Source organism: Micromonospora sp. WMMD714 (assembly GCF_029581315.1).
Classification (GTDB): Bacteria; Actinomycetota; Actinomycetes; order Mycobacteriales; family Micromonosporaceae; genus Micromonospora; species Micromonospora rifamycinica.
In genome coordinates this window covers 2,095,766-2,120,511 of sequence record NZ_CP120744.1, presented here as the reverse complement: position 1 = coordinate 2,120,511, position 24,746 = coordinate 2,095,766, and the positions used below count along the sequence as shown (strand labels likewise).

The window sequence follows — 24,746 nt, the reverse complement described above, 5'->3', positions numbered from 1 at the left end:
TATGCTCGGTTTTGAGCACCCGCTCAAAACCAGGAGGCAGGCATGACCGAGCTGGACCGACCGCCCCGCCAGACCGCCGCGAACTGGATTCTCGCCGGCGTGATCGCCGCCTTCGGGCTGGTGGTCTTCGTCGTCACCGTGCGCGACGGACGCGCCGACAGCGCCCTGCTCTTCGTGGCACTCCCGACGACCCTCGCCGCCGCCCTCGCCCTGCTGCCCGGCCGCACCGCACACGGCCGGGTCTTCGTGGTCACCACGATCGCCCTGCTGCTGTCGGCGGTCGCGCTGCACGAGGGGGCGATCTGCGTCATCCTCGCCGCCCCGCTCGTCTACGCGGTCTCCCACGGGACCACCGCCCTGATCCGCGCGCTGCGCGACACCTCCCGCTCGTACGCCGTCCTCGCGGTGCCGCTGCTGCTCCTGCCGGGGCTGGAGGGCAGCGGACTGGCCCCCCGGCTCGCACCCGACCAGTCCGTCGAGGTGGTGCGGGTGGTGGCCCTGCCGGCCGACCAGGTGACCGCCCGGCTCGCCGCCGGTCCCCGCCCCACGCCGGTCCGCTCGGTGCCGCTGCGGCTGCTCGGCGTGCCCACCCCCGGCCAGGTGAGCGGGGACGGGCTCGACCCGGGTGACCGGTGGATGTTCGGTTACCACGGCAGCGCGCACGGGCCGGGCGGGCACCTGCTCGCCGAGGTGGAGACGGCCGACGCGGGGCGGATCGGCTTCCGGTTCGTCGAGGACAGCTCGATCACCGCCCGCTGGTTCCGGTGGCGGCACGCCGACCTGAGCTGGCGGGCGGTGGACGAGCGGCACACCGAGGTGCGGATCCGGGTGGACTACACCCGGGGGCTCGACCCCTCCTGGTACTTCGGGCCGATCCAGCAGGTGCTGCTCGGCGCGGGGACGGGACACCTGCTGGACATGATGACGCTGCGATGACCGCCGCCCGCTACCTCAGCCTGGCGGTGCCGTTGCTGGCGGTGCTCGCCGCCGCCCGGCTCGACCGCAGCCGCGCCGGCCGGACGGCGGCGCTGCTGGCCTTCCTCGCCGCCGGCATCGGCATCGCCGCCCTCGACGAGGTGGCCCGGCGTACCGGTTGGTACACGTTCGCCCCGGTGCGGGGAAGTTACCGGGGTATGCCGGTCGACCTGTGGATCGGCTGGGCCGCGCTCTGGGGACCGCTGCCGGTGCTGCTCCGTCGGGTGCTGCCGGTGCCGGTGGCGCTGGGCCTGCTGCTCTGGGTCGACGCGGTGGCCATGCCCGCGCTGCACCCGCTGGTCAGCCTCGGCCCGAACTGGCTGGTCGGCGAGCTGGTCGGGCTGCTCGTGGTGGCCCTGCCGGCGCAGCTGCTCGGTCGCTGGTGTGCCGACCGACGGCACCTGGCAGCGCGCACGCTGCTCCAGGTCGGGGTCTTCACCGCCCTGCTGCTGTGGCTGATCCCCAGCCTGGCCTTCGAGGTCGGTGACGGCTCGTGGACGGCGGTGACCGGGCTGCCCCGGCCAGCCCTGCCGCTCCTCGCCCAGGTGGCGCTGGTGCTGGCCGCCCCGGCGCTCGCCGCGGTCCGCGAGTTCGTCACCCACGGTGGCGGCACCCCGTACCCGTGGGATCCGCCTGTGCGGCTGGTCACCACCGGGCCGTACGCCTATCTCGCCAATCCGATGCAGGCCGGCGCGGTGGCCCTGGTGCTGCTCGCCGCGGTGCTCACCCGCAGCTCCGCGCTGGTTGCAGCCGCGGTGGTGGCGGTCGCCTTCAGCGTGGCGGTGGCCCGGCCGCACGAGGAGCACGACCTGGCCGACCGGTACGGCGAGGCGTGGCGCGCGTACCGGCGGCAGGTGCGGGACTGGTGGCCGCGTCTCCGCCCGTACCACGTGGGGCCGGCAGCGGTCCTGCTGCTCGACGACGCCTGTGGTCCGTGCGCCGCGACCTGGCGTTTCCTCGCCCGCCGCCGCCCGGTGGGCCTGCGGATCCTGCCCGCCAGCTCGGCCGGCCGGGTGCTGTGGCGGGCGGAGTACGCCGACGGCGGCGGTCGGTCGGAACGGGGGGTGGCCGCCGTCGCCCGCGCGCTGGTCCACCTCCATCTCGGCTGGGCCGTGGTTGGCTGGCTCCTACGGCTGCCCGGGATCGCCTGGCTGGCACAGCTGGTGACCGATGCGATGATCACACCGCCCCACCCGGCCGGCCCCCGAGGAGGACGATGTCCGGCACCAAGCAACGCCTCCTGGACGGCGCCATCGCCGCCATCCGGACGCACGGCATCGCCGGCGTGTCCGCCCGCACCATCGCCGCCGCCGCCGGGGTGAACCAGGCGCTGGTCTTCTACCACTTCGGCACGGTCGACGACCTGCTCACGGCAGCCTGCCGGGCCAGCACCGCCGACCGGATCGGGCACTGGTCGGCCCGGCTGACCGAGGTGGGCTCGCTGCGGGAACTGCTCGCCGTCGGGCAGGAGCTGCACGAGCGGGAACGCGAACTGGGCAACGTCTCCGTCCTGGCCCAGCTGCTGGCCGGGGCGCAGGCCGACGAGCGGCTCGCCGCGCCCACCGCCGCCGCGCTCCAGCTCTGGGTGGACGAGATCGAGTCCGTCCTGCGCCGGCTGCTCGCCGGCTCACCGTTCGCCGAGATCGCGGACGTGCCCGGCCTGGCCCGCGCGGTCTGCGCCGCGTTCGTCGGGCTGGAACTCTATGACGGCGTGGACCGGTCGGCGGCGCGGCAGGCGACGGCGGCGCTCGACCAGCTCGCCGTGCTCATCGAGATCGTCGACGACCTCGGCCCGGTCGCCCGCCGCGCGCTGCGCTCCCGGGTGAACCGGGCCACCCGCCGGGACTGACCGCAGACCACCGGGACCGGCCGCACGCCACCGCCCGCACGCCACCGGGACGGACCGCGCGCCACCGACGCCGCCCGCGCGCCACCGGGACCGCCCGGTCACCGGCAGGTCAGGCCGTCGGGACCGGTCCGTACCCGGCCGGTCAGTCGGCGGCGACGGTCTCGTCGGCGACGACGACGAGCTGGTCCGCACCGACCTCGACGGCGCTCAGGTAGTGCCGCAGCCAGGAGCGCAGGCCGTCCGGGGTGCCGGTGGCGAAGGCCCCGGCCGCGCCGACGTACTCCGGCTCCCGCTCCCGGTGGCCGACGTCGACGGCGACCAGGCCGCGCGGGTCGAACCCGCGGGACATCAGCACCAGCCGGGCGGCGGCGCGGGCGACCACCCCGGACGGGCCGGCGAAGGGCCGCAGGTTGAGCAGTTCGCCGTGCACCACGGCGGCGAGGACCAGCGGGGAGACCGTCGTCCCGCCGGCGACCAGCCCGGCCAGCCCGTCGAGCCGGGCCGCCACCACCGGGTCGGCGACCGGACGCCCCAGCTCGGCCTCGGCGACCACGTCCCGGGCGGCGAGCACGTGCAGCCGGGCCAGCGCCTGCCGGGGGGCCTTCGGCCACAGCTCGGTCAACCCGGGCAGCGCCCCGGCCACCCGCAGCGCCCCCTGGAGCACCGGCTCGGTGACGGTACCGGCGCGGACCGCCTCGCGCTCGTGGTCGTACCCCTCCAGGGCGGCGCTGGCCACCGCGCAGCGCAGGCCCACCTCGGCCGCGACCCGGCCACCCTGGCGGCGCAGCGCGCGGTGCCGCATCGCCTGGTCGACCCGCTCTCGGGCGCGCTCGACGGCGGGGGCGACGTCGGCGAGGGCGAGCAGCGGGGCGAGCGGGTCGGTGGTCACCCCGCCACGCTAACGACCGGGTGACTCCGGGGCGGACGCCACCCACCGACGGGGCGTCCCGACCGATCCTGATCAGGTAGGGGCAGGTCGGGCCGTCGAGCGCGCCGGGACGGCCGCTGAGCGCGCCGGCCGACACCGGGGGTGTCGCGGGCACCAGCCGCCCGGACTAACCTCGGCCGGGTAGGAGACGCAGGTCACCCGACGAAGGAGTCACCGCATGAGCGAGGCCTTGGCCAACCTGCTGAACGAGACGCGCCAGTTTCCGCCGCCGGCCGCACTCGCCGCGGAGGCCAACGTCACCGCCGGCGCGTACGACGAGGCCGGCGCGGACCGGCTCGCCTTCTGGGAGCGGCAGGCCGGCCGGTTGGCCTGGGCCAGGCCGTGGGACGAGGTGCTCGACTGGTCGAACCCGCCGTTCGCGAAGTGGTTCGTCGGCGGCCATCTCAACGTGGCGTACAACTGCCTGGACCGGCACGTGGAGGCCGGCCTGGGCGACCGGGTGGCGATCCACTGGGAGGGCGAGCCGGGTGACACCCGCACCCTCACCTACGCCGACCTGCACCGGCTGACCTGCCAGGCGGCGAACGCGCTGACCGACCTGGGGGTGGTCGCCGGTGACCGGGTGGCGATCTACCTGCCGATGATCCCCGAGGCGGCGGTGGCGATGCTGGCCTGCGCCCGGATCGGCGCCACCCACAGCGTGGTCTTCGGCGGCTTCTCCGCCGACGCGCTGGGCAACCGGATCCAGGACGCCAGCGCCAAGGTGGTGATCACCGCCGACGGCGGGTACCGCCGGGGCAAGCCGTCGGCGTTGAAGCCGACCGTGGACGAGGCGGTGGCGAACTGCCCGTCGATCGAGCACGTGCTGGTGGTCCGGCGCACCGGCGAGGAGGTCGCCTGGTCGGCCAAGGACCACTGGTGGCACGAGACGGTGGAGACGGCCCCGGCGGAGCACGTCGCGCAGCCGTTCGACGCCGAGCACCCGCTGTTCATCCTCTACACCAGCGGCACCACCGCCCGGCCGAAGGGCATCCTGCACACCACCGGCGGCTACCTGACCCAGGCCGCGTGGACGGCGCACGCGGTGTTCGACCTGAAGCCGGAGAGCGACGTCTACTGGTGCACCGCCGACATCGGCTGGGTCACCGGGCACTCCTACATCGTGTACGGGCCGCTGGCCAACGGCGCCACCCAGGTGATGTACGAGGGCACCCCGGACACCCCGCACAAGGGCCGGTTCTGGGAGATCGTCGACAGGTACAAGGTGAGCATCCTCTACACCGCGCCGACGCTGATCCGCACCATGATGAAGTGGGGCGACGACATCCCGGCGGGCTTCGACCTGTCGTCGCTGCGCCTGTTGGGCAGCGTCGGCGAGCCGATCAACCCGGAGGCGTGGATGTGGTACCGCCAGCACGTCGGTCGGGGCGAGCTGCCGATCGTGGACACCTGGTGGCAGACCGAGACCGGGGCGATCATGATCTCCCCGCTGCCCGGGGTGACCGCGACCAAGCCGGGTTCGGCGATGACCCCGCTGCCCGGCATCGTCGCCGACGTGGTGGACGACCAGGGCCAGCCGGTGCCGAACGGCGGTGGCGGTTACCTGGTGCTGCGCGAGCCGTGGCCGTCGATGCTGCGCACCATCTGGGGCGACGACAACCGGTTCATCGAGACGTACTGGTCCCGGTTCGAGGGGATGTACTTCGCCGGTGACGGGGCCAAGAAGGACGACGACGGGCACCTCTGGCTGCTCGGCCGGGTCGACGACGTGATGCTGGTGTCCGGGCACAACATCTCCACCACCGAGGTCGAGTCGGCGCTGGTGTCCCACCCGGCGGTGGCCGAGGCGGCGGTGGTCGGCGCGACCGACCCGACGACCGGGCAGGCGATCGTCGCGTTCGCCATCCCGCGCGGCACCGCCGACACCTCGGGCGAGGCGGGCGAGCAGCTCATCACCGAGCTGCGCAACCACGTGGCCAAGACGCTCGGCCCGATCGCCAAGCCCCGGCAGATCATGCTGGTGCCGGAGCTGCCGAAGACCCGCTCCGGCAAGATCATGCGCCGGCTGCTGCGGGACGTGGCGGAGAACCGGTCGCTCGGCGACGTGACCACGCTCCAGGACTCCTCGGTGATGGAGCTGATCTCCTCCGGGCTCAGCGGCGGCAAGTCCGACGAGGACTGACGCTGCGCGTACCCCCGTCGGTGGGTGCCGGTCCGCGCGGACCGGCACCCACCGACCTTTTTCCGGGGGTACGGATGGGTCGGTAGGCCGAGCCGGCTCGGGCTGAACGGGCAGAGGCGTCGCTTGCCCCTTCCGGTCGTGAACCCTCCTCATCTAGGTTCAGCGATATCGACCGGATTCGACGCTCGTCTCACCGGCGATCCCTCTCCCATGCCCGAGAAACGGAGTGGCATGAACATTCTCCCGTCCACCGCAGCGCGCCGACGCCTCCTCGTCGCGCTGCCCACCCTCGCGCTCGTCGCCACCTCGCTGACCGTGACCGGCAGCGCCGCGGCCCGGCCCGCCGGCCCGGCGGTGCCGACCCGGATCGGGGCCGACGAGCACTACCTCAACTATGCGGAGCCGGAGGTGCAGCCGGACACCCCGGGCAGGGAGGTGCGGGGCGCCGACGGGATCCTCGCCTCGCCCGCCGACGAGGCCCGCGCGTACGACCGCAAGTTCGCCGGTGGCAACCCGCTGGCCGCCCGGGAACTGGCCCGCAACGAGGCGCGGGCGATCCGCACCGGGCAGAGCCCCCGCGCGTTCAAGAAGGCCAAGAGCACCCAGACGGCCAAGCTGCTCACCCTGCTGGTCGAGTTCAACAACCGGGCCGACGACGACTTCACCGGGGTGATGGTCCCGAAGACGGTCTTCGAGGACCGCACCTGCGTTCCCGGCACCGTGCAGAACGGGCCCAAGCACAACAACATCCCCGACCCGGCGACCCTGCCGCACGAGGACAACAACTCGATGTGGGTGCCGGACTTCTCCCCCACCCACTTCGACAAGATGCTCTACACCAAGCAGGGCATCACCGAGCGGGTCCGCAAGGACCTCAAGGGACCGGACGGCAAGAAGGGCATCGACCTGTCCGGCCGCACCATGCACAACATGTACCTGGAGATGTCCAAGGGGGCGTACACGGTGGACGGGCAGGCCAGCCCGTGGATCACCGTGCCGCACTCGGAGGGCTGGTACGCGGCCTCGCGTTGTTTCCAGGACGACACCGGGGCCTGGGTCGCCGGCCGGGAGCAGGCGATGAACGGCCACCCGGACAACCCGCAGGGCGCGGGCCGGCTCGCCACCGACGCGATCGACGCGCTGGCCGCGGCCGACCCGGACTTCCCGTGGGCCGACTACGACATCGAGGACCAGGGCGACCGGGACGGTGACGGCAACGTCAACGAGCCGGACGGGGTGATCGACCACCTGGTGCTGGTGCACGCCGGGCAGGGCAAGTCGCGTGGCGGCGGCGACCAGGGCGTGTACGCCGTCTGGGCGCACTCCTCCACGGTGGCCGGCGGCTACACCATCCCCGGCACGAACCTGAAGGTGTCCAACTACATCGTGCAGCCGGAGGACGCCGGGGTCGGGGTCTTCGCCCACGAGTTCGGTCACGACCTGGGCCTGCCGGACCTCTACGACACCTCCGGCAACGCCGACTCGGACGTCGACTTCTGGGACCTGATGGCGTCCGGCTCGCACAACGGCGAGATCTTCCAGGCGCTGCCGGTGCACATGGGCATCTGGGACAAGTGGGTGCTCGGCTGGGCCGACCCGTTGACCCTCGCCCCCGGCACCCGGACCCGGACGGCACCGCTCGGGCAGACCTCGCGTACCCCGGTGGGCACCCAGGACGGCATCAAGATCGACCTGCCGGACAAGGTGGTCACCCTCGCCGAGCCGCACAGCGGCACCGGGATGTGGTACAGCGGCGCCGACCAGGCCTGGGCGGACGTCCGGCTCAGCCGGCAGGTCGCCGTCCCGAGCGCCGCCGACGCGAAGTTCTGGATGTGGAACAACTACGTCATCGAGGACGACTGGGACTACGGCTTCGTCGAGGTCTCCACCGACGGCGGGGCCACCTGGGCCGAGCAGAAGGTGTACGACGCGGCGGGCGCGCTGGTCTCCACGAACGACGGTTACGCCGACCCGAACGGCCGCATGGTCGACTTCGGCAACAAGAAGTACGGCCTGACCGGCAGCACCGACGGCTGGCGGCACGACTGGATCGACCTGTCGGCGTACGCCGGGACCACCGTGCAGGTGCGGCTGCGGTACGCCACCGACGAGGCGTTCCAGGAGCGGGGCTGGTTCGCCGACGACCTCTCGGTCACCGGCGGCGGGGCCACCACCTTCAGCGACGACGTGGAGGGCGGCGCGAACGGCTGGACGCCGACCGTCGGCACCTTCACCGACACCACCGGCGCGGGCTGGCACATCGACCCGGGCACCCAGGTCAAGGCGCAGTACTACCTGGCCGAGTGGCGCAACTTCGACGGCTTCGACAGGGGCCTGAAGTACGCCTACGACACCATCTACTCGCACGAGGCGTGGAAGGTCGACCGGATCTCCTACAACGCGCCGGGCATGCTGGTCTGGTACCGGGACACCATGCTGGGCGACGTCAACCACGTCACCGGGCAGATGACCGCGCTCCCCAGCTACGGGGCCAAGGGCGGGCTGCTGATCGTGGACTCGCACTACGACCCGCTGCGGCGTACCGGTGAGGCGGCGGCGAAGGACCCGTCGGTGCTGGACAACCTGCCGAGCCGGCCGCAGTCGTCCAACGCGGCGTTCTCGCTGACCAGGACGTACCCGTTCACCGAGTGCCTGGAGGCGGCGGACGAGCCGTACAGCGCGTACTGCACGAAGTTCGCCGGGCAGCGCCCGGTGTCCACGTTCACCGACGCCAAGGGTTGGTACCCGGGCATCGAGATGCGCGACGGTTCGCCGTACGCGCGGGACAACGACGCCTCGGTGGTCGTCCCGTCGCGGCGGAACAAGCCGTACACCACCCGGGTGGTGAACCCGGACGGCACGCCGGCCACCGAGTTCTACGGTGACACCCTGGGCGGCGGGGCGATCGTGCTCGGCACCGGCAACCCGTCCGACGCCGGGGTCCGGCACGGGGTCTCGATCAAGATCCTGTCGGCCGCGCCGGACAACTCGTACGCGGTCGTCCAGATCGTCCCGGCGAAGAACTGAGTGCCGCGTCGACCACACCCGGCGATGCGGTGTAAAGGTCAGTTACTGACCGATTGGTGAACAGTGGGGCCGGTGGCGGAGAAGCCACCGGCCCCACTGTTTCACACATCGCGGCAATCCAATCGAAATACATCACTACGATTCCCGGGCGGGGCGTCCGTGCTGCTCATGACCGTTGGTGAACACCCGGTGTGTGACGGTGAAAAGCGTTCCCATCAAAATCTTGCAACAAATCGACGCGGACGTCTTCCCACCCGTCCCGGCAGTGTCTATGTTCACCATGGGTCCCACTAGTGGGACGTCCCATGCCGGCCCGTACCCCCGTTGGGCCGGTTCCCTCACACCGGAGGTACCACGTGCGCAAAGTCGCAGTGGGTCTGCTCGGGCTCTCGCTGACGGCGACAGGTCTGGTGACGGGTACGTCCGCCAGCGCCGCGCCGACGCCGAAGCTCCCGACGGCCGCCCCGTCGATCGCGGAGCCCGCCAACGCGGACCACGATCTGCCCAACCCGCTCGAAACCAAGCGGCGGGCACTGCGCCAGGAGGGCCTCAGCGAGGTCATCTCGGGCAAGACCAAGGCGCAGAAGATCAACGGCAGCACGGTCGTCAAGGTCGGCAAGACCCAGGCTGCGGGGCGGAACGCCCGGACGACGGCCTCGGGCGTCGCCCAGACGCAGGACCAGTACGTCGAACTGGGCCGGGAGAAGACGGACAAGATCTTCGTCATCCTCGCGGAGTTCGGCAACGAGCGGCACCCGAGCTACCCGGACCAGGACACGGCCCCGTCCGTGCCCGGCCCGACCCGGTTCGACGGGCCGCTGCACAACGAGATCCCGGCCCCCAACCGGGCGGTGGACAACTCCACCGTCTGGCAGCCGGACTACAACGCCGACTACTACCGGAAGATCTACTTCGGCACCGGTCAGGGTGACGAGTCGCTGAAGCAGTACTACGAGGCCCAGTCCTCGGGTCGCTACAGCGTCGAGGGTGAGGTCACCGACTGGGTCAAGGTGAAGTACAACGAGGCCCGGTACGGCCGCTCCAACGGCTACCCCTGCGCCTCGAACGTCTGCAACAACACCTGGGCGCTCGTCCGGGACGCCGCCAACCAGTGGGTCGCCGACCAGAAGGCGGCCGGCCGCACCGACGCCCAGATCGCCGCCGACGTCAAGTCGATGGACGAGTGGGACCGGTACGACTACGACGGCGACGGCAACTTCAACGAGCCGGACGGCTACATCGACCACTTCCAGATCGTCCACTCCGGCGGCGACCAGGCCGACGGCGACCCGATCCAGGGTGAGGACGCCATCTGGAGCCACCGGTGGTACGCCTTCGCCTCGGACCAGGGCAGCACGGGTCCGTCGACCTTCCCGGGCGGCGGCACCCAGATCGGCAACACCGGCGTCTGGATCGGTGACTACACGATCCAGCCGGAGAACGGTGGCCGGAGCGTCTTCTACCACGAGTACGGTCACGACCTCGGTCTGCCGGACGACTACAACGTCATCAACAGCGGTGACAACAACAACGAGCACTGGACCCTGATGGCCCAGAGCCGGCTCGGTGCCAAGAACGACCAGGGCATCGGCGACCGGGGCGGCGACCTCGGCGCGTGGAACAAGCTCCAGCTCGGCTGGCTCGACTACGAGGTCGTGGTGGCCGGCCAGCAGAAGACCCTCAACCTGGGCCCGCAGGAGTACAACTCCGACAAGGCGCAGGGTGCCGTGGTGGTGCTGCCCCAGCGGGAGTACACCTTCCAGAACGGCAAGCCGTTCGAGGGGACGAAGCAGTTCTTCTCCGGCAACGACGACGACCTGAACACCACGATGACGCGGACGATCGACCTCACCGGGAAGACCAGCGCCGCGCTCACCATGAAGGGTCGTTACTCGATCGAGGCGGACTACGACTACCTCTTCTTCGAGGCCAGCACCGACGGCGGCCAGACCTGGTCCACCCTGCCGGGTACCGCCAACGGCAAGGCCCTCAAGGAGATCTCCCCCGGGCGCTTCGCCCTGGACGGCACCAGCGGCGGCCAGTGGGTCGACGTCAACATCCCGATGAACGCGGCGGCCGGCAAGGTGGTGCAGTTCCGGCTGCGCTACCAGACCGACGGCGGTGTCTCCGAGGGTGGCTTCTACGGTGACGCGATCACCATCACCGCTGACGGGCAGACCGTGCTCAGCGACGGTGCGGAGGCCGGTGCCGCCGGTTGGACCCTGAACGGGTTCAGCATCGTGGCCGAGACCTACATCCGTAAGTTCGACAACTACTACATCGCCGGCAACCGGTCCTACGTGTCGTACGACCAGTACCTCAAGACCGGCCCGTACTACTTCGGTTACGCGAACACCCGCCCGGACTACGTGGACCACTACGCGTACCAGGAGGGTCTGCTGATCTCCTACTGGAACCTCCGGTGGGCCGACAACGACACCTTCGACCACCCGGGCGAGGGTCGGAACATGATCATCGACGCGCACCCGGAGCCGCTGTACAACCTGACCGGTGCCCCGTGGCGGGCCCGCGTCCAGGTGTACGACGCGACCTTCAGCCTGAAGAAGGCGGACTCGTTCACGCTGCACATCAACAGCGTGCCGCAGTACGTCCGTGGCCAGGCCGCGCAGCCGCTGTTCGACGACACCAAGCAGTACTGGTACCCGGAGCTGCCGAACCACGGCGTCAAGCTCCCGGCCACCGGCACCAAGATCCGCGTGGTGGAGCAGAACGGCACCTCGGTGAAGGTTCGCTTCTCCTGATCCGCTGATCAGCCCACCACCCGTCACACCCGATGCCCCGGGCAGGACTCCTGCCCGGGGCATCGGCCCTTTCCGGAGGCACCATGAGCGACGACCGGACCCCGACCACCCCACCCGCCGGCCCGTCCCCGAGCACCCGACCACCGGCCGGCGGTCCGGTGGGGACACCGGCGGCGACCGCCGGCCGACCCGCCCCGCTCTCCGCCGCCGTGCCGCCCGCCCCGCGCCACCCGACCGCGCCCCCACGACACCCCACCGACCGGCGCAGACCGGACCGGATCGCCGGCCGGATCACCCGGGGCGGCGACGGCCCGTGCTACGGCCTGGTCACCGACGACGGCCGGGAGTACGCGCTGCACGGCCCCGGCATGGGCACCTTCCCCACCGGCACCACCGTCCGGGTCACCATCGGACCGGCCGATCCGAGGGCGACCTGCGGCCCCGGCACACCGGCCGGCATCATCGAGATCACCGCGGTCCGCTGACCCCGGTCAGCCATCCGCCGACGGCCCCGGACTGCCCCCGGCCAGCCGTCCGCCGACGGTCCCGGACCGCCCCCGGTCGACCCGGCCCCAGCGGTCCGCCGCCACCGGCGCGGTCGGCCAGGCCATCGACCGGCGCGGAGGTCCTAGGCTGTGCCCCATGACCGAGCAGCGTGGCGGAGCCGTCGACGAGTCCCGCGTCCTCACCGAAGGACCGTGGACACACCGGTTCGTCGGCGCGAACGGCAGCCGGTTCCACGTCGTCGAGGCGGGCACCGGCCCGATGGTGCTCTTCCTGCACGGCTTCCCCGAACACTGGTGGGCCTGGCACGCGATGCTGCCGGCCGTCGCCGACGCCGGGTTCCGGGCCGTCGCGGTGGACCTGCGCGGCTACGGCGCCAGCGACAAACCACCCCGGGGGTACGACGGCTACACCCTCGCCGCCGACGTCGCCGGCCTGATCCGCGGCCTCGGCGAACGCTCCGCCACCATCGTCGGCGCCGGCTCGGGCGGGCTCATCGGCTGGACGGCCGCCTCGTTCCACCCCACCCTGGTCCGCCGGCTGGTGGTGCTCGGCGCACCCCACCCGCTGCGGCTGCGGGCGGCGATCTTCGCCGACCCGCGTGGCCAGTTCGCCGCCTCCACCCCGGCGCTGAAGTTCCAGCTCCCCCGGTACGAACACGTGCTCACCCGCAACGACGCCGCCGAGGTCGGGGAGATGCTGCGCCGCTGGGGCGGCCCGCAGTGGGTCACCGGCCCCGACTTCGCCGACTACGCGCAGCGCTGCCGGGAGGCGATGCTGATCCCGCAGGCCGCCTTCTGTGCCCTGGAAGGCTACCGGTGGGCCTTCCGCTCGGTGCTGCGGCTGCACGGGTACCGGTTCGTCCGGTTGATGCAACGGCCACTGGTCACACCCACCCTGCAACTGCACGGGGCGGTCGACGTCGCCTCGCTGCCCCGCACCGCGCAGGGCTCCGGCCGGTACGTCAGCGCCCCCTACGAGTGGCGGCTGCTCGACGGCGTGGGGCACTTCCCCCACGTGGAGGCCGGCGAGCTGGTGCTCGGCGAGATCCTGCGCTGGACCAAGTCCTGACCCTGCCGACCGGCGGCCAGCGGTCAGACCCGCTGCTCCCGCAGGTCGACGACCTCGGCGGCCGGTGCCCAGCCCTGGTAGACACCGAAGTCGAAGACCTCCAGCCCCATCGCCCGCGCCACCGGCCAGCGACCACCGGTGTACTCGACCCGCAGCCAACCGTCGTGCTCGCCGAGCACCACGAACGGCTGCCCCTGCCAGGTGCAGGTGGTCCGCACGTACGCCAGCCCCTCGACCTCATCGGCCGGCACCACCCGCACGTACCGGCCGGGGCGTACCTCCTCGAAGCCGTCGGCGGGCTCCGGCTGGTAGATCCGCACGTGGTCGCCGTCCGGGCTGACCTGGTATTCCTTGCCCTGCCACCGGGCCACGTAACCGTCGCGCATCACGGCTGGTCCGTCCGTCGCCAGACCAGCGCGTCGGTGTCCAGCACGGCGATCACCCGTTCGGTGCCCTCCGTGCCGATCCGCCAGAGCTGCGCGCCGTGCGGCAGCCGGGCACTGTCCACCTTGAACTCGGCCACCACGTCGCTGCTCTCCCCCGGCGCGAAACCGTTGCCGCGGAACGGCGCGCGTTCGATCACCCAGCCCTCCATGGCCCGCATCGCCGCCTCGTTCTGCCCGCCGTAGGGGATGCGGTAGAGGCTCGGCCGGTACGCCGGCCAGCGCAGCACGTAGGCCGCCTCGGCGTCCCGGGTGAAGGGGGAGTCCGGGTAGCCCAGCCCCAGGGCGTCGTACAACTCGGCCGGGGTGGTCAGGTGGGCCAGCTCGCCGGCCCGGTGCACGAAGCCGGAGACCCGGTCGTAGCCACGTTCGAGGTAGTAGGCGAGCTGGCTCGGGGCGATGGCCTTCTGCATCACCACCGGGCGGGACGGGTCGGTGGCCGGTGGGGCGTACCGGGTGCGCTCGGCCGGGGCCTCGGCGGCGGCCACCGGTTCGAGGTCCGCCTCGTCGCCGAGCCCGACCTCCGCCGCCCAACTGGCCAGCGCGACGATCTGCTCACCGGGCAGCTTGGCCCCGACCGGGGTGCCCGGGTTGACGATGAACGCCCAGCTCGGGTCCGGCCAGCGCCGGATCAGCTGGACGAACCGGACCCCGATCGTCTGGACCGGGAGCACGTCGTGCTCGGCCAGCCGCTCCGGCGAGGTGTAGACCACCACGCACGTCTCGCCGTCCGTCGTGACGGTGCGCCAGGTGAAACCGGGCTCGCCGGGCCGGCTGCCGGACGCCGAGTCGGGATGGACCGGAAGCAGCACCCGGGCGAGCAGGAGGGTGGAGAGGAACCCGTCGGTGCTGCCGGTGCCTGCGGCGTCCAGCAGGTTCTCCTCGACCTCGTTGGCCGGCTGGAACAGCTCGTCGTCACCGGTGGCGGCCGGGCCGTCCGAGCCCGCGGGCGGCGGAACCGGCGGCGCGGACGTCACACCCGACTGCGGCGTGGACGTCGTACCCGACTGCGACACGGACGTCGTACCCGACTGCGGCGGCGTGGACGTCACGCCCGACTGCGGCGTGGACGTCGTATCCGACTGCGGCGGCGTGAGGGTGGTCGGCCCCGTCGCCGGGGAGACCGGCGCGACCCGGTCGGCGGCGGCCGGCCCGATCCGGCCGGCAGCGCGTCCGGCCCGCTCGGCGGCCGGCGTCCACAGGTCGTCCGGGTCGGCGCGGACCACCGGCGCGGCGAGCGGCTCCGACGACCCGGCGGGGGCCGCCGGCACGGGCTGGCCCGGGGCCGCCGCACCCGGCGCACCGGTCGCCGTCGGGGCGGGGCGGGCAGCCGGTGCGCCGACGGACGCGGCCACCGGCGGTGCGGCGCGGTCGGGCCGTACCCCGGCCGAGGGGGGTGCCGGCGCACCCTCCGGGAGGGTCGGTCCACCCGCCGGGACGGATGCCACGTCCGGTGCTGCGGACCAGGCGTCCGGCACCGTGGCCGGCGTGTCCTCGACGGTGGACGCGGGTGCGGGCGCAGGGGCCGCCAGGTCAGTGGAGGGCGGCACCGATCCGTTCGCCGGGGTCCGCTCGGCGGCCGGGGTCCACAGGTCGCCGGGGGCGGGCCTGGGCCGGGCGGACGCCCCCGGGGAGACCGGTCCGGGGGCGACCGGCCGGGCGGGTGGGACGAGCGGACCGCCGGTCCCGTTCCGGGTGACAGTGCTCCCCGCGTCCGGCCTACCCACGGTTGGCGGCAGGGAGCCGACCGGCGGGGTCGGCACCGGCGCGGCTGGCGGCATCGAGACGACCGATGGGGTCGGCGGCAGGGAGACGACCGACGGAGCGGGCGGCGGCGTGGGGGCGACCGGCCGCGTGGCCAGCGGCGGCGTGGGGGCGACCGGCGGCGTGGCCGGCGGTGGGGGAACGGCCGACGGTCCCGGAACGACAGGCGGCGCGGGGGCCGGGGCGGGCACGACGGGCAGGTCGCGTGACTCCAGGATCACCCCCTCTATCACGATGGGCGTGAACCCCCGACGCGCTGCCGGCGGCGCGGAGACCGGTTCGGCGGCGGACGGCGTCAACTCCTCGGCCTCGTCCGGCACCGGGCCGGTCGGGGCCGCCGGGGCAGCGGCCGGGCCGGTCGGGGCCGCCGGGGCAGCGGCCGGGCCGGTCGACGGCTGGGACGGACGTGCGCCGGACGCCCCGTCCGGGATCCGCCGACGGGGTAGCGCCTCCGCTGCCGGTGGCCCGACCCGGAACGCCCTGGTCGGCTCCTCGGCCAACGGGTCCGGTCGGCGGCCGACGGTCGTCGTGCCGTTCCCGGCGGCAGGCCGGACCGGCTGCTCGGCCGGGCTACCGACCCGGAACGCCCGGGTGGTCTCGTCCTCGGTCGGTGCGGCAGGTGCCGGGCGTCGCCGGGGGAAGGGCTGGCCGCTCAGGCCGGGCCGGGCCGGTGGGGTGGCCCGCTCGCCGGAGCGCAGCGGATTCTCACGCGGCGACCGGGACGCACCCCGGGTGCTGGACGGTTCGAAGAACGAGGCACGCCCGTTGGCCGGCCCGGTGGACTCCTCACCCAGCACCCGGCGACGCGGGACCGTCGTCGGCCGACCGGGCATGTCGGCGGGGCGCGCGGACCGGGCGTCGACGGGCACTCCGGTGGCGTCCGGCGGACCGGCGGCGGGTGGGGTGGCCGGACGACCCCGTTCCCCGGTCGACGTGGTACCCCCCGCCGGGTGGAGAACGCCACCGCCGGGCGGGACGGCACCGGCCGGCGGAACGGCACCGGCGGGCGGAACGGCACCGGCGGGCGGAACGGCACCGGCGGGCGGCACCGACCGGGACGGTGCCCAGCCGGCGGGACCGGCCGACAGGTCGGCGGTCGGCTCCCCGTCGATCCGGTTCCGACCCGACGTCTGCTCGTGTTCCGGTCGGGACCGCACACCGGTGGCACGGCCGGGCAGCCGGACGTCACCCCGGGAGAGCTGGGAGACGAACCAGGCGGGCAGGTAGCCCTCGATCGGCAGGCCCGGGTTCACCGCCAGCCACCACTCGTGGTTGGGCCACTCGACGGCCAGGTCGGCGTAGCGGCTGCGACGGCACGGCCCGGCGGAGGCACCGAGACAGGCGTGCACGGCGGCGGTGGAGGTGAAGGCCAGCACGTGCGTCCGGCCGCCGGTGGTCCAGGTGCCCCAGCCCATCGGTGCCGCACCCGCCAGGGCCTGACCGGAGACCGGAAGGAAGAGGTCCGTCCCGGCGAGGATCCGGAAGTAGCGTTCCTGGTCTCCGACGCGCAGCGCGTCACGCATTCCCGCCTCGGCCTCGGTAGCCGGCTCCCAGTCGGTCACGGCCACCTCTCCTCCCCGGTTCAGGCCACAGGCGTCGCGTACAACCTACAAGGTGAAAACAAGATCACAATGGGCCGCTGTGGGCGGCCGACCCGACGGCCAGCCCGGGAGATAGCATCCGGTGGCCGAGTCGTCACGATACGGAGGCGGTCGATGTTCCGACCCGATGGTCGAGGGGCGCTGACGATCCTGGCCGCAGCCCTGCTCACCGCGCTACCGCTGGTCGCCGTGTCGTCGGTCACCCCGGCCCGCGCCGCCCCGACCTGCGTCACGTCGCCCGCGCCGGCCCGGCCGGTCGCCGCTGTGCCGTGGCCCCAGCAACGGTACGCCCCGCAACGGCTCACCCCGCTGGCCACCGGAGCCGGCGTCACCGTGGCCGTGATCGACTCGGGCGTCGACCGGCGGCACCCCCAGCTGCGGGGCCGGGTGCTCGACGGCGCGGACTTCCTCGACCCGGGCGGCGACGGCACGCGCGACTGCGCCGGGCACGGCACCGGCGTGGCCAGCATCATCGCCGCCGGGGAGGATGCCGGAGTGGCCTTCCGGGGGCTCGCGCCCGGGGTCCGCATCCTGCCGGTACGGGTCAGCGAACAGCAGGTCGTCGAGGGGCGGGAGTCGGGGCGTACGGTCAGCGCCTCCGGTTTCGCCGAAGCCGTCCGGTGGGCGGTGGACCACGACGCCGACGTGCTCAACCTCTCCGTCGTGTTGTACGCCGACGACCCGGACGTGCGGGCCGCGATCGACTACGCGGTCCGGCGGGACGTGATCGTGGTGGCCGCCGCCGGCAACCTGCACGACAGCGGCGACCCGCTGCCCTACCCGGCCGCCTACGACGGGGTGCTCGGCGTGGGGGCGGTCACCCCGACCGGCACCCGGGCCACGTTCTCGCAGACCGGGCCGTACGTCGACCTGGTCGCTCCGGGCAGCGACGTACTGATGGCCGCGCCGGGGCAGGGCCACCAGCGGGCCGAGGGAACCAGCTACGCCGTCCCGTTCGTGGCGGGTACCGCGGCGTTGCTGCGCGAGTACCGGCCGGACCTGAGCGCCCCGGAGGTGACCCGCCGGATCGTGGGCACCACCGACCCGGCACCCGGTGGGCCGCGGGACGGCTACGGATCCGGGGTGCTCAACCCGTACCGGGCGGTGGTGGAGACCGGCACCGGTCCGCTGCCGACCGCCCGGCCGGAGATGGCCCTGCCGGCGGAGCAGGCCGACCCGGCGCTACCGGCCCGGCGGCACCGCCGGGCGGCGGCCCGGGATCGGGCACTGCTGGTCGCCACGGTCGTCGGCGGGCTGGTGGGGGCGGCCGTCCTGCTGGCCGTGGTGCTTCCCCGGGGCACCCGCCGCCGCTGGCACCCCGCCCGGTCCACCTGACGGCGATGCCCGACGGCGGATCGTCGGGCGTCGCCGTCAGGTGGCGGATCGTCAGGCGTCGCCGGCCGGCGGCACCGGCGCAGCCGACGTGGTCACTGGAACAGGCCGACGTTCCGCTTCTCGGTGTCGAGATAGTCGGCGGCGGAGTCGTCCACCGCGATCTTGATGTCGCGCAGCATGGCCTGGAGGTCCTGCGACGCCGAGCGCCACCGGGCCTGCCGCTGCTCGTACGCCTGCCGGGCCTCGCCGTCCCAGCCGGCGACCAGCGGCGCGGCGTCCCGTTCGAGCTGGCCGAGCTGCGAGTCGAGGGTGTTCAACGCCTTCTGGATGTCCGCGCCGGCCTGGTGCAGCGCGGCGAAGTTGACGACCAGCACACCGTGGTCCATCGGATGCTCCTTCCGGATCTGGTCAGAGCGGCAGTCGGATGCCGCGGTCGGTGCCGGCGACCCGGCCGGCGGCCTCGGTGTCCGAGGCGTCGTACTGCCGGCCGGCGGTGCGGATGGCCGTGGCGGTTTCCCGCAGCGCCCGTTGTAGGGCGGCCTGGTCCCTCCCCCACTGCTGCTTGACCTGCTCGAACGAGCGCCCACCGGCGCCCCGCCAGGCCTGCTGCAGCACCGCCAGCTCGGCCATCAGGCCGGTCAGCATGGCCTGCAGGGACTGGTCCACCTGCTCGAACTTCGCGGCGGTGTGCTGCATCACCGCGGCTTCTGCCTGGGTCTGGGACACCCGGACGTCACCTCGTCTCCCCGGTAGACGCCGACCGTCGCGCCGTCCACCCCGGACGGTCGTCGTGCGTCGGCGGCGGGCCTGGACGCAGCTGGTCGGCGGAACTCGTCGCTGACGGTAGTCGCCTGATCGCGGTTGTGCCACCCCGCCACCGACCCCTGTGGACAACCGCGTCCCGGCCGGTCGGTCCGGTCCCCATCGGACCGCGCCGCCCCTTACCATGGGTCACGCTGTCGTAGCTTTCCGGTCCGATCCGGGGCCGGGCGACGACGCGACGGAGGAGATGCGGTGTCGGCGAGCACGACCGATCGTCCGGCCCGGCGTCAGCCGCCGCCGCGGGCACACCGGCGTCCGCCCCGTCCGGGCGCTGCGGTACGCCCCGGCCAGGTGGTCGCCGCGCAGGTCGCCCTGGCCTTGCCGGTGGCCGCGTACGGTCGCGGGGCCACGCCGGCCGTGCTCGCCGCCCTCGGTGCGGTGGTGCTGGTCGGCCTCGGCTGGGGGCGCTGGCGCGGGCGCTGGCTCTTCGACTGGTGGGGCACCGTCGCCGGGTACGTCAGCCGACGGCGCGGGCTGCCCGCCGACGCCTCCCCGGCGGCCCTGCTGGACCTGCTGGTCCCGGACGCCGTGCTGGGGTCGGTGGAGCTGGCCGCAGGTCCGGCCGGGATGGTCGACGACCCCGCCGGGCTGACCGTCCTGCTCGACCTCGGCGACCCGGGTGACCTGCTCGGCGACCGGTCCCAGCCGCTCCCCGCACCCGGCACGCTGCTGCCGCCCGCCGGTGCTGGGCAGCCACCCGTACGGGTGCAGCTGCTGCTGTGCGCGGTGCCCGCACCGGCCGCGGCGGTGGCCGGCGGTCCGGCCGGCACGTCGTACCGGCAGTTGACCGAGGGGCGACTCCCGGGACAGGAGCGTGCCCTGCTCGCGGTCCGGGTGCTGCGGGTACCCGGCTGGTCCGACGCCGACCTGCGGCGGGCGCTCGCCGGCACGGTCCGGCGGATCGTCCGTCGGGTCGGGCCACTGCCGGCCCGGCCGCTCGGCGAGCACGCCGTCCTGCGGGTGCTGGGCGAACTCGCCCACCGCGACGCCGGGCTCCCGGTCCGGGAGACCTGGTCGGCGCTGCACGTCGGTGAGCTGTGCCAGGCGACCTTCCGGTTGGACCGCTGGCCCGACGCCCGGGTCGATCCGGGTCGTCTCCTGGTGGCCCGGCTGCTGGCCCTGCCGGCGACCGCCACCACGGTGTCGCTCTGCGTCGGCCCGCACGCCGGCGACGACACCGCGCCGACGCCGGCCGAGCTGACGGTAAGGCTGGCCGCCGCGACGCCGGCTGCGCTGGAGCACGCCGCCGAAGGGCTGTGCCGGCTCGCCGCCGACGCCGGGGGTGAGCTGCGCCGGCTCGACGGCGCGCAGCTGCCCGGCCTGGCCGCCACCCTGCCGTTAGCGGTACCCGCGGTGGCGGAGGTGACCGCGCCGGGGGTCGAGCCACCGGAGCTGACCCTGCACCGGGCCGGGCTGGTGGTGGGGGGCGACCGGCACGGTGGCGCGGTGACGGTCCGGCTGTTCCGCGCCGAGGGCACCCGGCTGGTGCTGGTCGGCGGGCTGGCGGCGGCACAACTGCTGGTGCTGCGGGCCGTGGCGTTGGGGGCGGGGGTGGTCGTGCAGACCGGTCGACCGCGGGCCTGGGAGCCGTTCGTCCGGGGGGTCGGCGGTCACCAGGGCGGGGTCGTGGTGGTGCCGACCGGCCGGGCGGTCGGTGCGGGCGGGGCACCGTTGCGACCGCTGCTGGTGGTGATCGACGCCGGCACCCCGGTGGGTGAGCCGGCTCCCGGGGTGGGTTGGGTGTCCACCCTGGTGGTCCGGGACGCGCTGACCCCGGCCGACCTGGACACGCTGGGCCGGGCCGACCTGGCGGTGCTGCAACCGCTCGACCCGGCGGAGGCCGCCCTGGCGGGCACGGCGCTGGGGCTGGGCGGTTCGGCGGAGTGGCTGACCCGGATCCGGGACGACATGGTGGCGGTGGTCAACCGGCGGGCGCTGCGCTGGGCGCTGCTCTCGCCGACCCCGATCGAGTCGCGGCTGGTCGGCCGGCCCGGACGGCGCTGACCGGGCCACTACCGGGGGCGGCCGGGCGGGCAACCACCCACCGGGGGCGGCCGGGCGGGGGCCGGACCCAGGTCCGGGAGGCCACGACGGTTCCCCCGGGTGGATCGCGCATGGCACGATCCCGGCCATGGATCTTCTGAAGGGTCTCCTGATCCGCCTGGGTTCCACGGCGGTGGCCTTCTGGCTGGCGACACTGCTCATCCCGGGCATCACGCTCGACACCGACTCGGCCGGCGAGGCGATCGTCACCCTGGTACTGGTGTCGGTGATCTTCGGCGTGGTCAACGCGGTGCTCCAGCCGATCATCAAGACCGTCGGCTGCGGGTTCTACCTGCTCACCCTCGGGCTGATCGCCCTGGTCGTCAACGGCCTGCTGTTCCTGCTCACCAGCTGGATCGCCGACCAGGCGGACCTGCCGTTCCACGTGGACGGGTTCTGGCCGGAGGCGGTCCTCGGCGCGCTCCTCGTCGGCATCGTGACCTGGATTCTCGGCGCCATCCTCGACCGCGACTGACCCGACCGCCGGCCACCACCCCGCCGAGCCACCGCCGTCGCCCCGACCGCCGACCACCGCCCCGACCGCCGGCCGGCGGTGGTCGTCGGGAGCCGGGGCGCGGCCACCGGGTGGGAATTGGCCGGCGGCACCGGCCCGGGGCAGGGCTAACGTGGCGGCGTGTTCACGCTGATCCACCCCGACGGCCACCAGCTCAGCACCGACCCGGAGCGGATCGACCGGGACCGGGTGCACCACTGGCTCTCCACCGACGCCTACTGGGCACTCGGCCGGGGCCGGGAGACGACCGACCGGTCGTTCGCCGGCTCGATCCCGTACGGCGTCTATCGACCGGGGGACGGCGCTCAGGTTGCGGTCGCCCGGGCGGTCACCGACCGGGCCACCTTCGGCTGGATCTGCGACGTCTACGTCGCGCCCGGGGCACGGGGGCACGGCCTGGGCAGCTGGCTGGCCGGGGCGGTCCGGGACCACCTCGCCTCGTTCGGCGTACGCCGGATCGGGCTGGCGACCCTCGACGCCCACGGGATGTACGCGAAACTGGGCTTCACCCCGGTGCCGCCGCAGCGGTGGATGGAGTGGGTGAGCGAACGGTGAGCCCGCTCACCGGAAAGGAGTCTGAGCCGGTCACACCCCTTACGGTGGGGTCGTGACTCCGCTGCGGCTCGGCTATCTCTACGGCTTCGGTTCGTACCTGATCTGGGGTTTCTTCCCGATCTACCTGAAGCTGCTCCGCCCGGCGGGGCCGGTGGAGATCCTCGCCCACCGGATCATCTGGTCGGTGCTCTTCGTCGCGCTGCTGCTCGCCGCGCTGCGCAACGTCGGTTTCCTGCGGGCGCTCGCCCGTCGTCCCCGGACCCTGGCCGGGATCGGCGTGGCGGCGGCGCTGATCGCGGTGAACTGGGGCAGCTACATCTACGGGGTGAACTCCGACCGGGTGGTGGAGACGGCCCTCGGCTACTTCATCAACCCGCTGGTGTCGGTGCTGCTCGGGGTGTTCGTGCTGCGGGAGCGGCTGCGCCCGGCGCAGTGGACGGCGCTCGGGGTGGGCGCGGCGGCGGTCGCGGTGCTCACCGTCGACTACGGTCGGCCGCCCTACCTGGCGTTGGTCCTGGCGGTCAGCTTCGCCGGCTACGGGCTGGCCAAGAAGCGGCTCGGGCTGCCGGCGGCGGAGGGGTTGTTCGTCGAGTCGGCGGTGCTCGCGCTCCCCGCCCTGGCCTACCTGGGCTGGCTGGCGGCCCGGGGCGGGTTGGCGTTCGGCCACGTCTCGGCCGGGCACACCGCGCTGCTGGTGGCGGCGGGCGTGGCGACCGCCGTCCCGCTGCTGCTCTTCGCGGGCGCGGCCAACCGGCTGCCGCTGACCGCGCTGGGCATGCTCCAGTACGTGGCCCCGATCCTCCAGCTCGGCTGCGGCGTGCTGATCTTCCACGAGCCGATGCCACCGGCCAGGCTGGCCGGCTTCGCCCTGGTCTGGGCCGCTCTGTTGATCTTCACCCTGGACGCGCTGCGGCACGGCCGGCGGACCCGGGCCGTCGCCCGCGCCACCCCGCCGCTACCCGTCACCACCCACTGAGCCCGACCCACCCGCCGAGCCCCGGCGGTCAGCGGACGTCGTAGCTGAGCACCATCGTCCCGTCGGACCGCAGCAGTTCGAAGCGGACCAGTTCGGCGTCGGTGAACCGGGTCGCCCCGTGCAGGTTCACGTCGTCGCCGGGCGCGGCCAGCCACGAGGCGATCTGCTCCGTCGCGTCGTCTGGGCCGCGCGCCAGCAGCCGGAACGTGTACGCCTTGCCGTAGTCGGCCGTCGCGTCGTACCCGCAGTGCATGGTGACCTCGGTGCCCCACTTGGTGCCCCGCAGGCCGATCTCCGCGTGCACCGCCGGGGTCTTGGCGGCGACCGGCGCCATGGCGACCATCCGTACCGCCTGGGTGGTCGGCGTGGGCGTGGCCGGCGGGCGCAGGGCGGAGGCCCCACCGAAGCCGAGCACCAGGGCGAAGGCGGCGGCGACCAGCGCGGTCACGGCGTACCGGCGGCGGTGGCGGGTCCGCTCGCGGCGACGCCGGTCCCGGGCGATGGCGATCAGGTCGGGCACCCGGCTGATCTCCGGGGGCGGTGGGAGGAACTCCTCCAGCGTGGTCGGGTCGAGCCGGCCGAGCAGGCCCGGCAGCACGGCGATCTCGGCCACCGCCTCCCGGCAGGCCGCGCAGCCGCCCAGGTGCCGTTCGTAGGCCGCCCGGTCGGCGGGAGCCAGCGCCCCCAGCACGTACGCGCCGTCGTCGTGCGCGAACTCGCAGCGGGTCATCCGGTCACCCCCATCTCGGCCAGGGCCAACCGTAGTGAACGCAGCGCGTAGTGAGTGCGGGACTTGACCGTCCCCGGTGGCACCCCCAGCCGGGCCGCCGCCTCGGCCACCGAACGGCCCTGGTAGAAGCACTCGACCAGGACCTCCCGGTGGGTGGGGCTGAGCCGGCTCAGCGCCTCCGCGATGGTCCACGCCTCCACCGCGCGCTCCGCCTCGTCGACCGTCTCCGACGGCTCGGGCAGGTCGTCGGTGAACACCTCACCGACCCGGGTCGACCGTCGCCGCCACGCGTCGATGGCCAGGTTACGGGCGGTGGTGAAGAGCCAGGCCCGGACCGAGCCGCGGCGCGGGTCCAGTGACTCGGGATGCCGCCAGGCCCGCAGCAGGGTCTCCTGCACCAGGTCCTCGGCCCGGGTCCGGTCCCCGTTGACCAGCCGCAGCGCGTGCGTGTAGAGCGCCTCGCCGTGCTCGTCGTGCAGAGCGCGCAGCAGTTGGGCGTCGTGGTCGCTGATGGTGGTCCCTCCGCTTCCCGCGACGAGTCCGGCGAACGTGTCCGCCCGTTATTACGGTTCGTGACGCTGATCGGTTCACCGGCCACTGCTGTTCACATCCGGTTCACACCGAGTCCGGTGCCCGCTCACCCCGTCCTGGCAGCGTCCGCCCGGTACGCACGTCGAGCAGGTGAAAACGGCGTGCCACCGACC

At 73.7% G+C, this 24,746-nt stretch carries 20 protein-coding genes; 13 read left to right on the top strand and 7 right to left on the bottom strand.

Going from position 1 to position 24,746, the window contains the following annotated elements:
- The first annotated feature begins 42 nt into the window (after nt 1–42).
- From O7625_RS09555 to O7625_RS09545, 3 genes are read left to right on the top strand one after another with little or no spacing between them, the layout of a single operon-like run.
- Nucleotides 43–936 (top strand): hypothetical protein, encoded by an 894-nt coding sequence (locus O7625_RS09555; protein ID WP_282345477.1) that lies wholly within the window; start codon nt 43–45, stop codon nt 934–936.
- Complete coding sequence (locus O7625_RS09550) at nt 933–2,297, top strand: methyltransferase (RefSeq protein WP_282345476.1); 1,365 nt, start codon at nt 933–935, stop codon at nt 2,295–2,297. The genes O7625_RS09555 and O7625_RS09550 overlap by 4 nt, the downstream gene beginning before the upstream one ends.
- Nucleotides 2,192–2,824 carry a TetR/AcrR family transcriptional regulator gene (locus O7625_RS09545; protein ID WP_282345475.1) on the top strand — a complete coding sequence of 211 codons (633 nt, stop codon included), beginning with the start codon at nt 2,192–2,194 and terminating at the stop codon, nt 2,822–2,824. The genes O7625_RS09550 and O7625_RS09545 overlap by 106 nt, the downstream gene beginning before the upstream one ends.
- Before the next feature lie 142 nt (nt 2,825–2,966).
- Here O7625_RS09545 and O7625_RS09540 read toward each other — a convergent pair whose 3' ends face one another.
- A complete protein-coding gene (locus O7625_RS09540; protein ID WP_282345474.1) occupies nt 2,967–3,713 on the bottom strand; it encodes an oxidoreductase in 747 nt (248 codons plus the stop codon).
- A 217-nt stretch (nt 3,714–3,930) separates the two neighbouring features.
- Here O7625_RS09540 and acs point away from each other — a divergent pair, with 217 nt between their 5' ends.
- The 5 genes from acs to O7625_RS09515 all read left to right on the top strand — a co-directional run bounded on the left by acs (nt 3,931) and on the right by O7625_RS09515 (nt 13,259).
- A complete protein-coding gene (acs, locus tag O7625_RS09535) occupies nt 3,931–5,895 on the top strand; it encodes an acetate--CoA ligase (protein ID WP_282345473.1) in 1,965 nt (654 codons plus the stop codon).
- A gap of 231 nt (nt 5,896–6,126) precedes the next feature.
- The gene (locus tag O7625_RS09530; protein WP_282345472.1) at nt 6,127–8,922 is read left to right on the top strand and encodes an immune inhibitor A domain-containing protein; all 2,796 of its coding nucleotides are present in this window, start codon (nt 6,127–6,129) and stop codon (nt 8,920–8,922) included.
- A 371-nt stretch (nt 8,923–9,293) separates the two neighbouring features.
- On the top strand, nt 9,294–11,684 hold the full coding sequence (locus O7625_RS09525) for an immune inhibitor A domain-containing protein (protein WP_282346880.1): 2,391 nt from the start codon (nt 9,294–9,296) through the stop codon (nt 11,682–11,684).
- Between the two features lie 83 nt (nt 11,685–11,767).
- The gene (locus O7625_RS09520) at nt 11,768–12,169 is read left to right on the top strand and encodes a hypothetical protein (RefSeq protein ID WP_282345471.1); all 402 of its coding nucleotides are present in this window, start codon (nt 11,768–11,770) and stop codon (nt 12,167–12,169) included.
- A gap of 157 nt (nt 12,170–12,326) precedes the next feature.
- Nucleotides 12,327–13,259: an alpha/beta hydrolase gene (locus tag O7625_RS09515; protein WP_067300444.1), complete on the top strand. Its 933-nt coding sequence runs from the start codon at nt 12,327–12,329 to the stop codon at nt 13,257–13,259.
- Nucleotides 13,260–13,282: 23 nt separating this feature from the next.
- Here O7625_RS09515 and O7625_RS09510 read toward each other — a convergent pair whose 3' ends face one another.
- Entirely contained in the window at nt 13,283–13,648 is a 366-nt protein-coding gene (locus tag O7625_RS09510; RefSeq protein ID WP_282345470.1) for a hypothetical protein, read from the bottom strand.
- Nucleotides 13,645–17,028 (bottom strand): SseB family protein, encoded by a 3,384-nt coding sequence (locus tag O7625_RS09505; RefSeq protein WP_282345469.1) that lies wholly within the window; start codon nt 17,026–17,028, stop codon nt 13,645–13,647. The genes O7625_RS09510 and O7625_RS09505 overlap by 4 nt, the downstream gene beginning before the upstream one ends.
- A gap of 153 nt (nt 17,029–17,181) precedes the next feature.
- Here O7625_RS09505 and mycP point away from each other — a divergent pair, with 153 nt between their 5' ends.
- Entirely contained in the window at nt 17,182–18,402 is a 1,221-nt protein-coding gene (mycP, locus tag O7625_RS09500; RefSeq protein ID WP_282345468.1) for a type VII secretion-associated serine protease mycosin, read from the top strand.
- A gap of 92 nt (nt 18,403–18,494) precedes the next feature.
- Here mycP and O7625_RS09495 read toward each other — a convergent pair whose 3' ends face one another.
- Both O7625_RS09495 and O7625_RS09490 read right to left on the bottom strand, forming a co-directional pair.
- Nucleotides 18,495–18,788, bottom strand: a complete 294-nt coding sequence (locus O7625_RS09495; protein WP_067300455.1) for a WXG100 family type VII secretion target — start codon at nt 18,786–18,788, stop codon at nt 18,495–18,497.
- Between the two features lie 22 nt (nt 18,789–18,810).
- The gene (locus O7625_RS09490) at nt 18,811–19,128 is read right to left on the bottom strand and encodes a WXG100 family type VII secretion target (RefSeq protein ID WP_282270253.1); all 318 of its coding nucleotides are present in this window, start codon (nt 19,126–19,128) and stop codon (nt 18,811–18,813) included.
- Between the two features lie 387 nt (nt 19,129–19,515).
- On the opposite strand from O7625_RS09490, the gene eccE reads away from it, so the two are divergent.
- The 4 genes from eccE (at nt 19,516) to rarD (ending at nt 23,312) form a co-directional block, all read left to right on the top strand.
- Nucleotides 19,516–21,228 (top strand): type VII secretion protein EccE, encoded by a 1,713-nt coding sequence (gene eccE / locus O7625_RS09485; RefSeq protein WP_282346879.1) that lies wholly within the window; start codon nt 19,516–19,518, stop codon nt 21,226–21,228.
- A gap of 127 nt (nt 21,229–21,355) precedes the next feature.
- Nucleotides 21,356–21,742: a phage holin family protein gene (locus O7625_RS09480; RefSeq protein WP_067300465.1), complete on the top strand. Its 387-nt coding sequence runs from the start codon at nt 21,356–21,358 to the stop codon at nt 21,740–21,742.
- A gap of 159 nt (nt 21,743–21,901) precedes the next feature.
- Nucleotides 21,902–22,336, top strand: a complete 435-nt coding sequence (locus tag O7625_RS09475; protein WP_282345467.1) for a GNAT family N-acetyltransferase — start codon at nt 21,902–21,904, stop codon at nt 22,334–22,336.
- 52 nt (nt 22,337–22,388) lie between these two features.
- The gene (rarD, locus tag O7625_RS09470) at nt 22,389–23,312 is read left to right on the top strand and encodes an EamA family transporter RarD (RefSeq protein ID WP_282345466.1); all 924 of its coding nucleotides are present in this window, start codon (nt 22,389–22,391) and stop codon (nt 23,310–23,312) included.
- 28 nt (nt 23,313–23,340) lie between these two features.
- On the opposite strand, the gene O7625_RS09465 is transcribed toward rarD, so the two are convergent.
- Nucleotides 23,341–24,042 carry a zf-HC2 domain-containing protein gene (locus O7625_RS09465; protein ID WP_282345465.1) on the bottom strand — a complete coding sequence of 234 codons (702 nt, stop codon included), beginning with the start codon at nt 24,040–24,042 and terminating at the stop codon, nt 23,341–23,343.
- A complete protein-coding gene (locus O7625_RS09460) occupies nt 24,039–24,533 on the bottom strand; it encodes a sigma-70 family RNA polymerase sigma factor (RefSeq protein WP_282346878.1) in 495 nt (164 codons plus the stop codon). The genes O7625_RS09465 and O7625_RS09460 overlap by 4 nt, the downstream gene beginning before the upstream one ends.
- Between the last annotated feature and the right edge of the window lie 213 nt (nt 24,534–24,746).

What these genes read in the sequence shown, in the direction of transcription:
- O7625_RS09530 (WP_282345472.1), top strand. Translation starts at nt 6,127, where the DNA reads ATGAACATTCTCCCGTCCACCGCAGCGCGCCGACGCCTCCTCGTCGCG.
- O7625_RS09495 (WP_067300455.1), bottom strand. Translation starts at nt 18,788, where the DNA reads ATGGACCACGGTGTGCTGGTCGTCAACTTCGCCGCGCTGCACCAGGCC.
- O7625_RS09555 (WP_282345477.1), top strand. Translation starts at nt 43, where the DNA reads ATGACCGAGCTGGACCGACCGCCCCGCCAGACCGCCGCGAACTGGATT.
- mycP (WP_282345468.1), top strand. Translation starts at nt 17,182, where the DNA reads ATGTTCCGACCCGATGGTCGAGGGGCGCTGACGATCCTGGCCGCAGCC.
- O7625_RS09545 (WP_282345475.1), top strand. Translation starts at nt 2,192, where the DNA reads ATGTCCGGCACCAAGCAACGCCTCCTGGACGGCGCCATCGCCGCCATC.
- O7625_RS09465 (WP_282345465.1), bottom strand. Translation starts at nt 24,042, where the DNA reads ATGACCCGCTGCGAGTTCGCGCACGACGACGGCGCGTACGTGCTGGGG.
- O7625_RS09550 (WP_282345476.1), top strand. Translation starts at nt 933, where the DNA reads ATGACCGCCGCCCGCTACCTCAGCCTGGCGGTGCCGTTGCTGGCGGTG.
- O7625_RS09515 (WP_067300444.1), top strand. Translation starts at nt 12,327, where the DNA reads ATGACCGAGCAGCGTGGCGGAGCCGTCGACGAGTCCCGCGTCCTCACC.
- O7625_RS09480 (WP_067300465.1), top strand. Translation starts at nt 21,356, where the DNA reads ATGGATCTTCTGAAGGGTCTCCTGATCCGCCTGGGTTCCACGGCGGTG.
- acs (WP_282345473.1), top strand. Translation starts at nt 3,931, where the DNA reads ATGAGCGAGGCCTTGGCCAACCTGCTGAACGAGACGCGCCAGTTTCCG.
- O7625_RS09520 (WP_282345471.1), top strand. Translation starts at nt 11,768, where the DNA reads ATGAGCGACGACCGGACCCCGACCACCCCACCCGCCGGCCCGTCCCCG.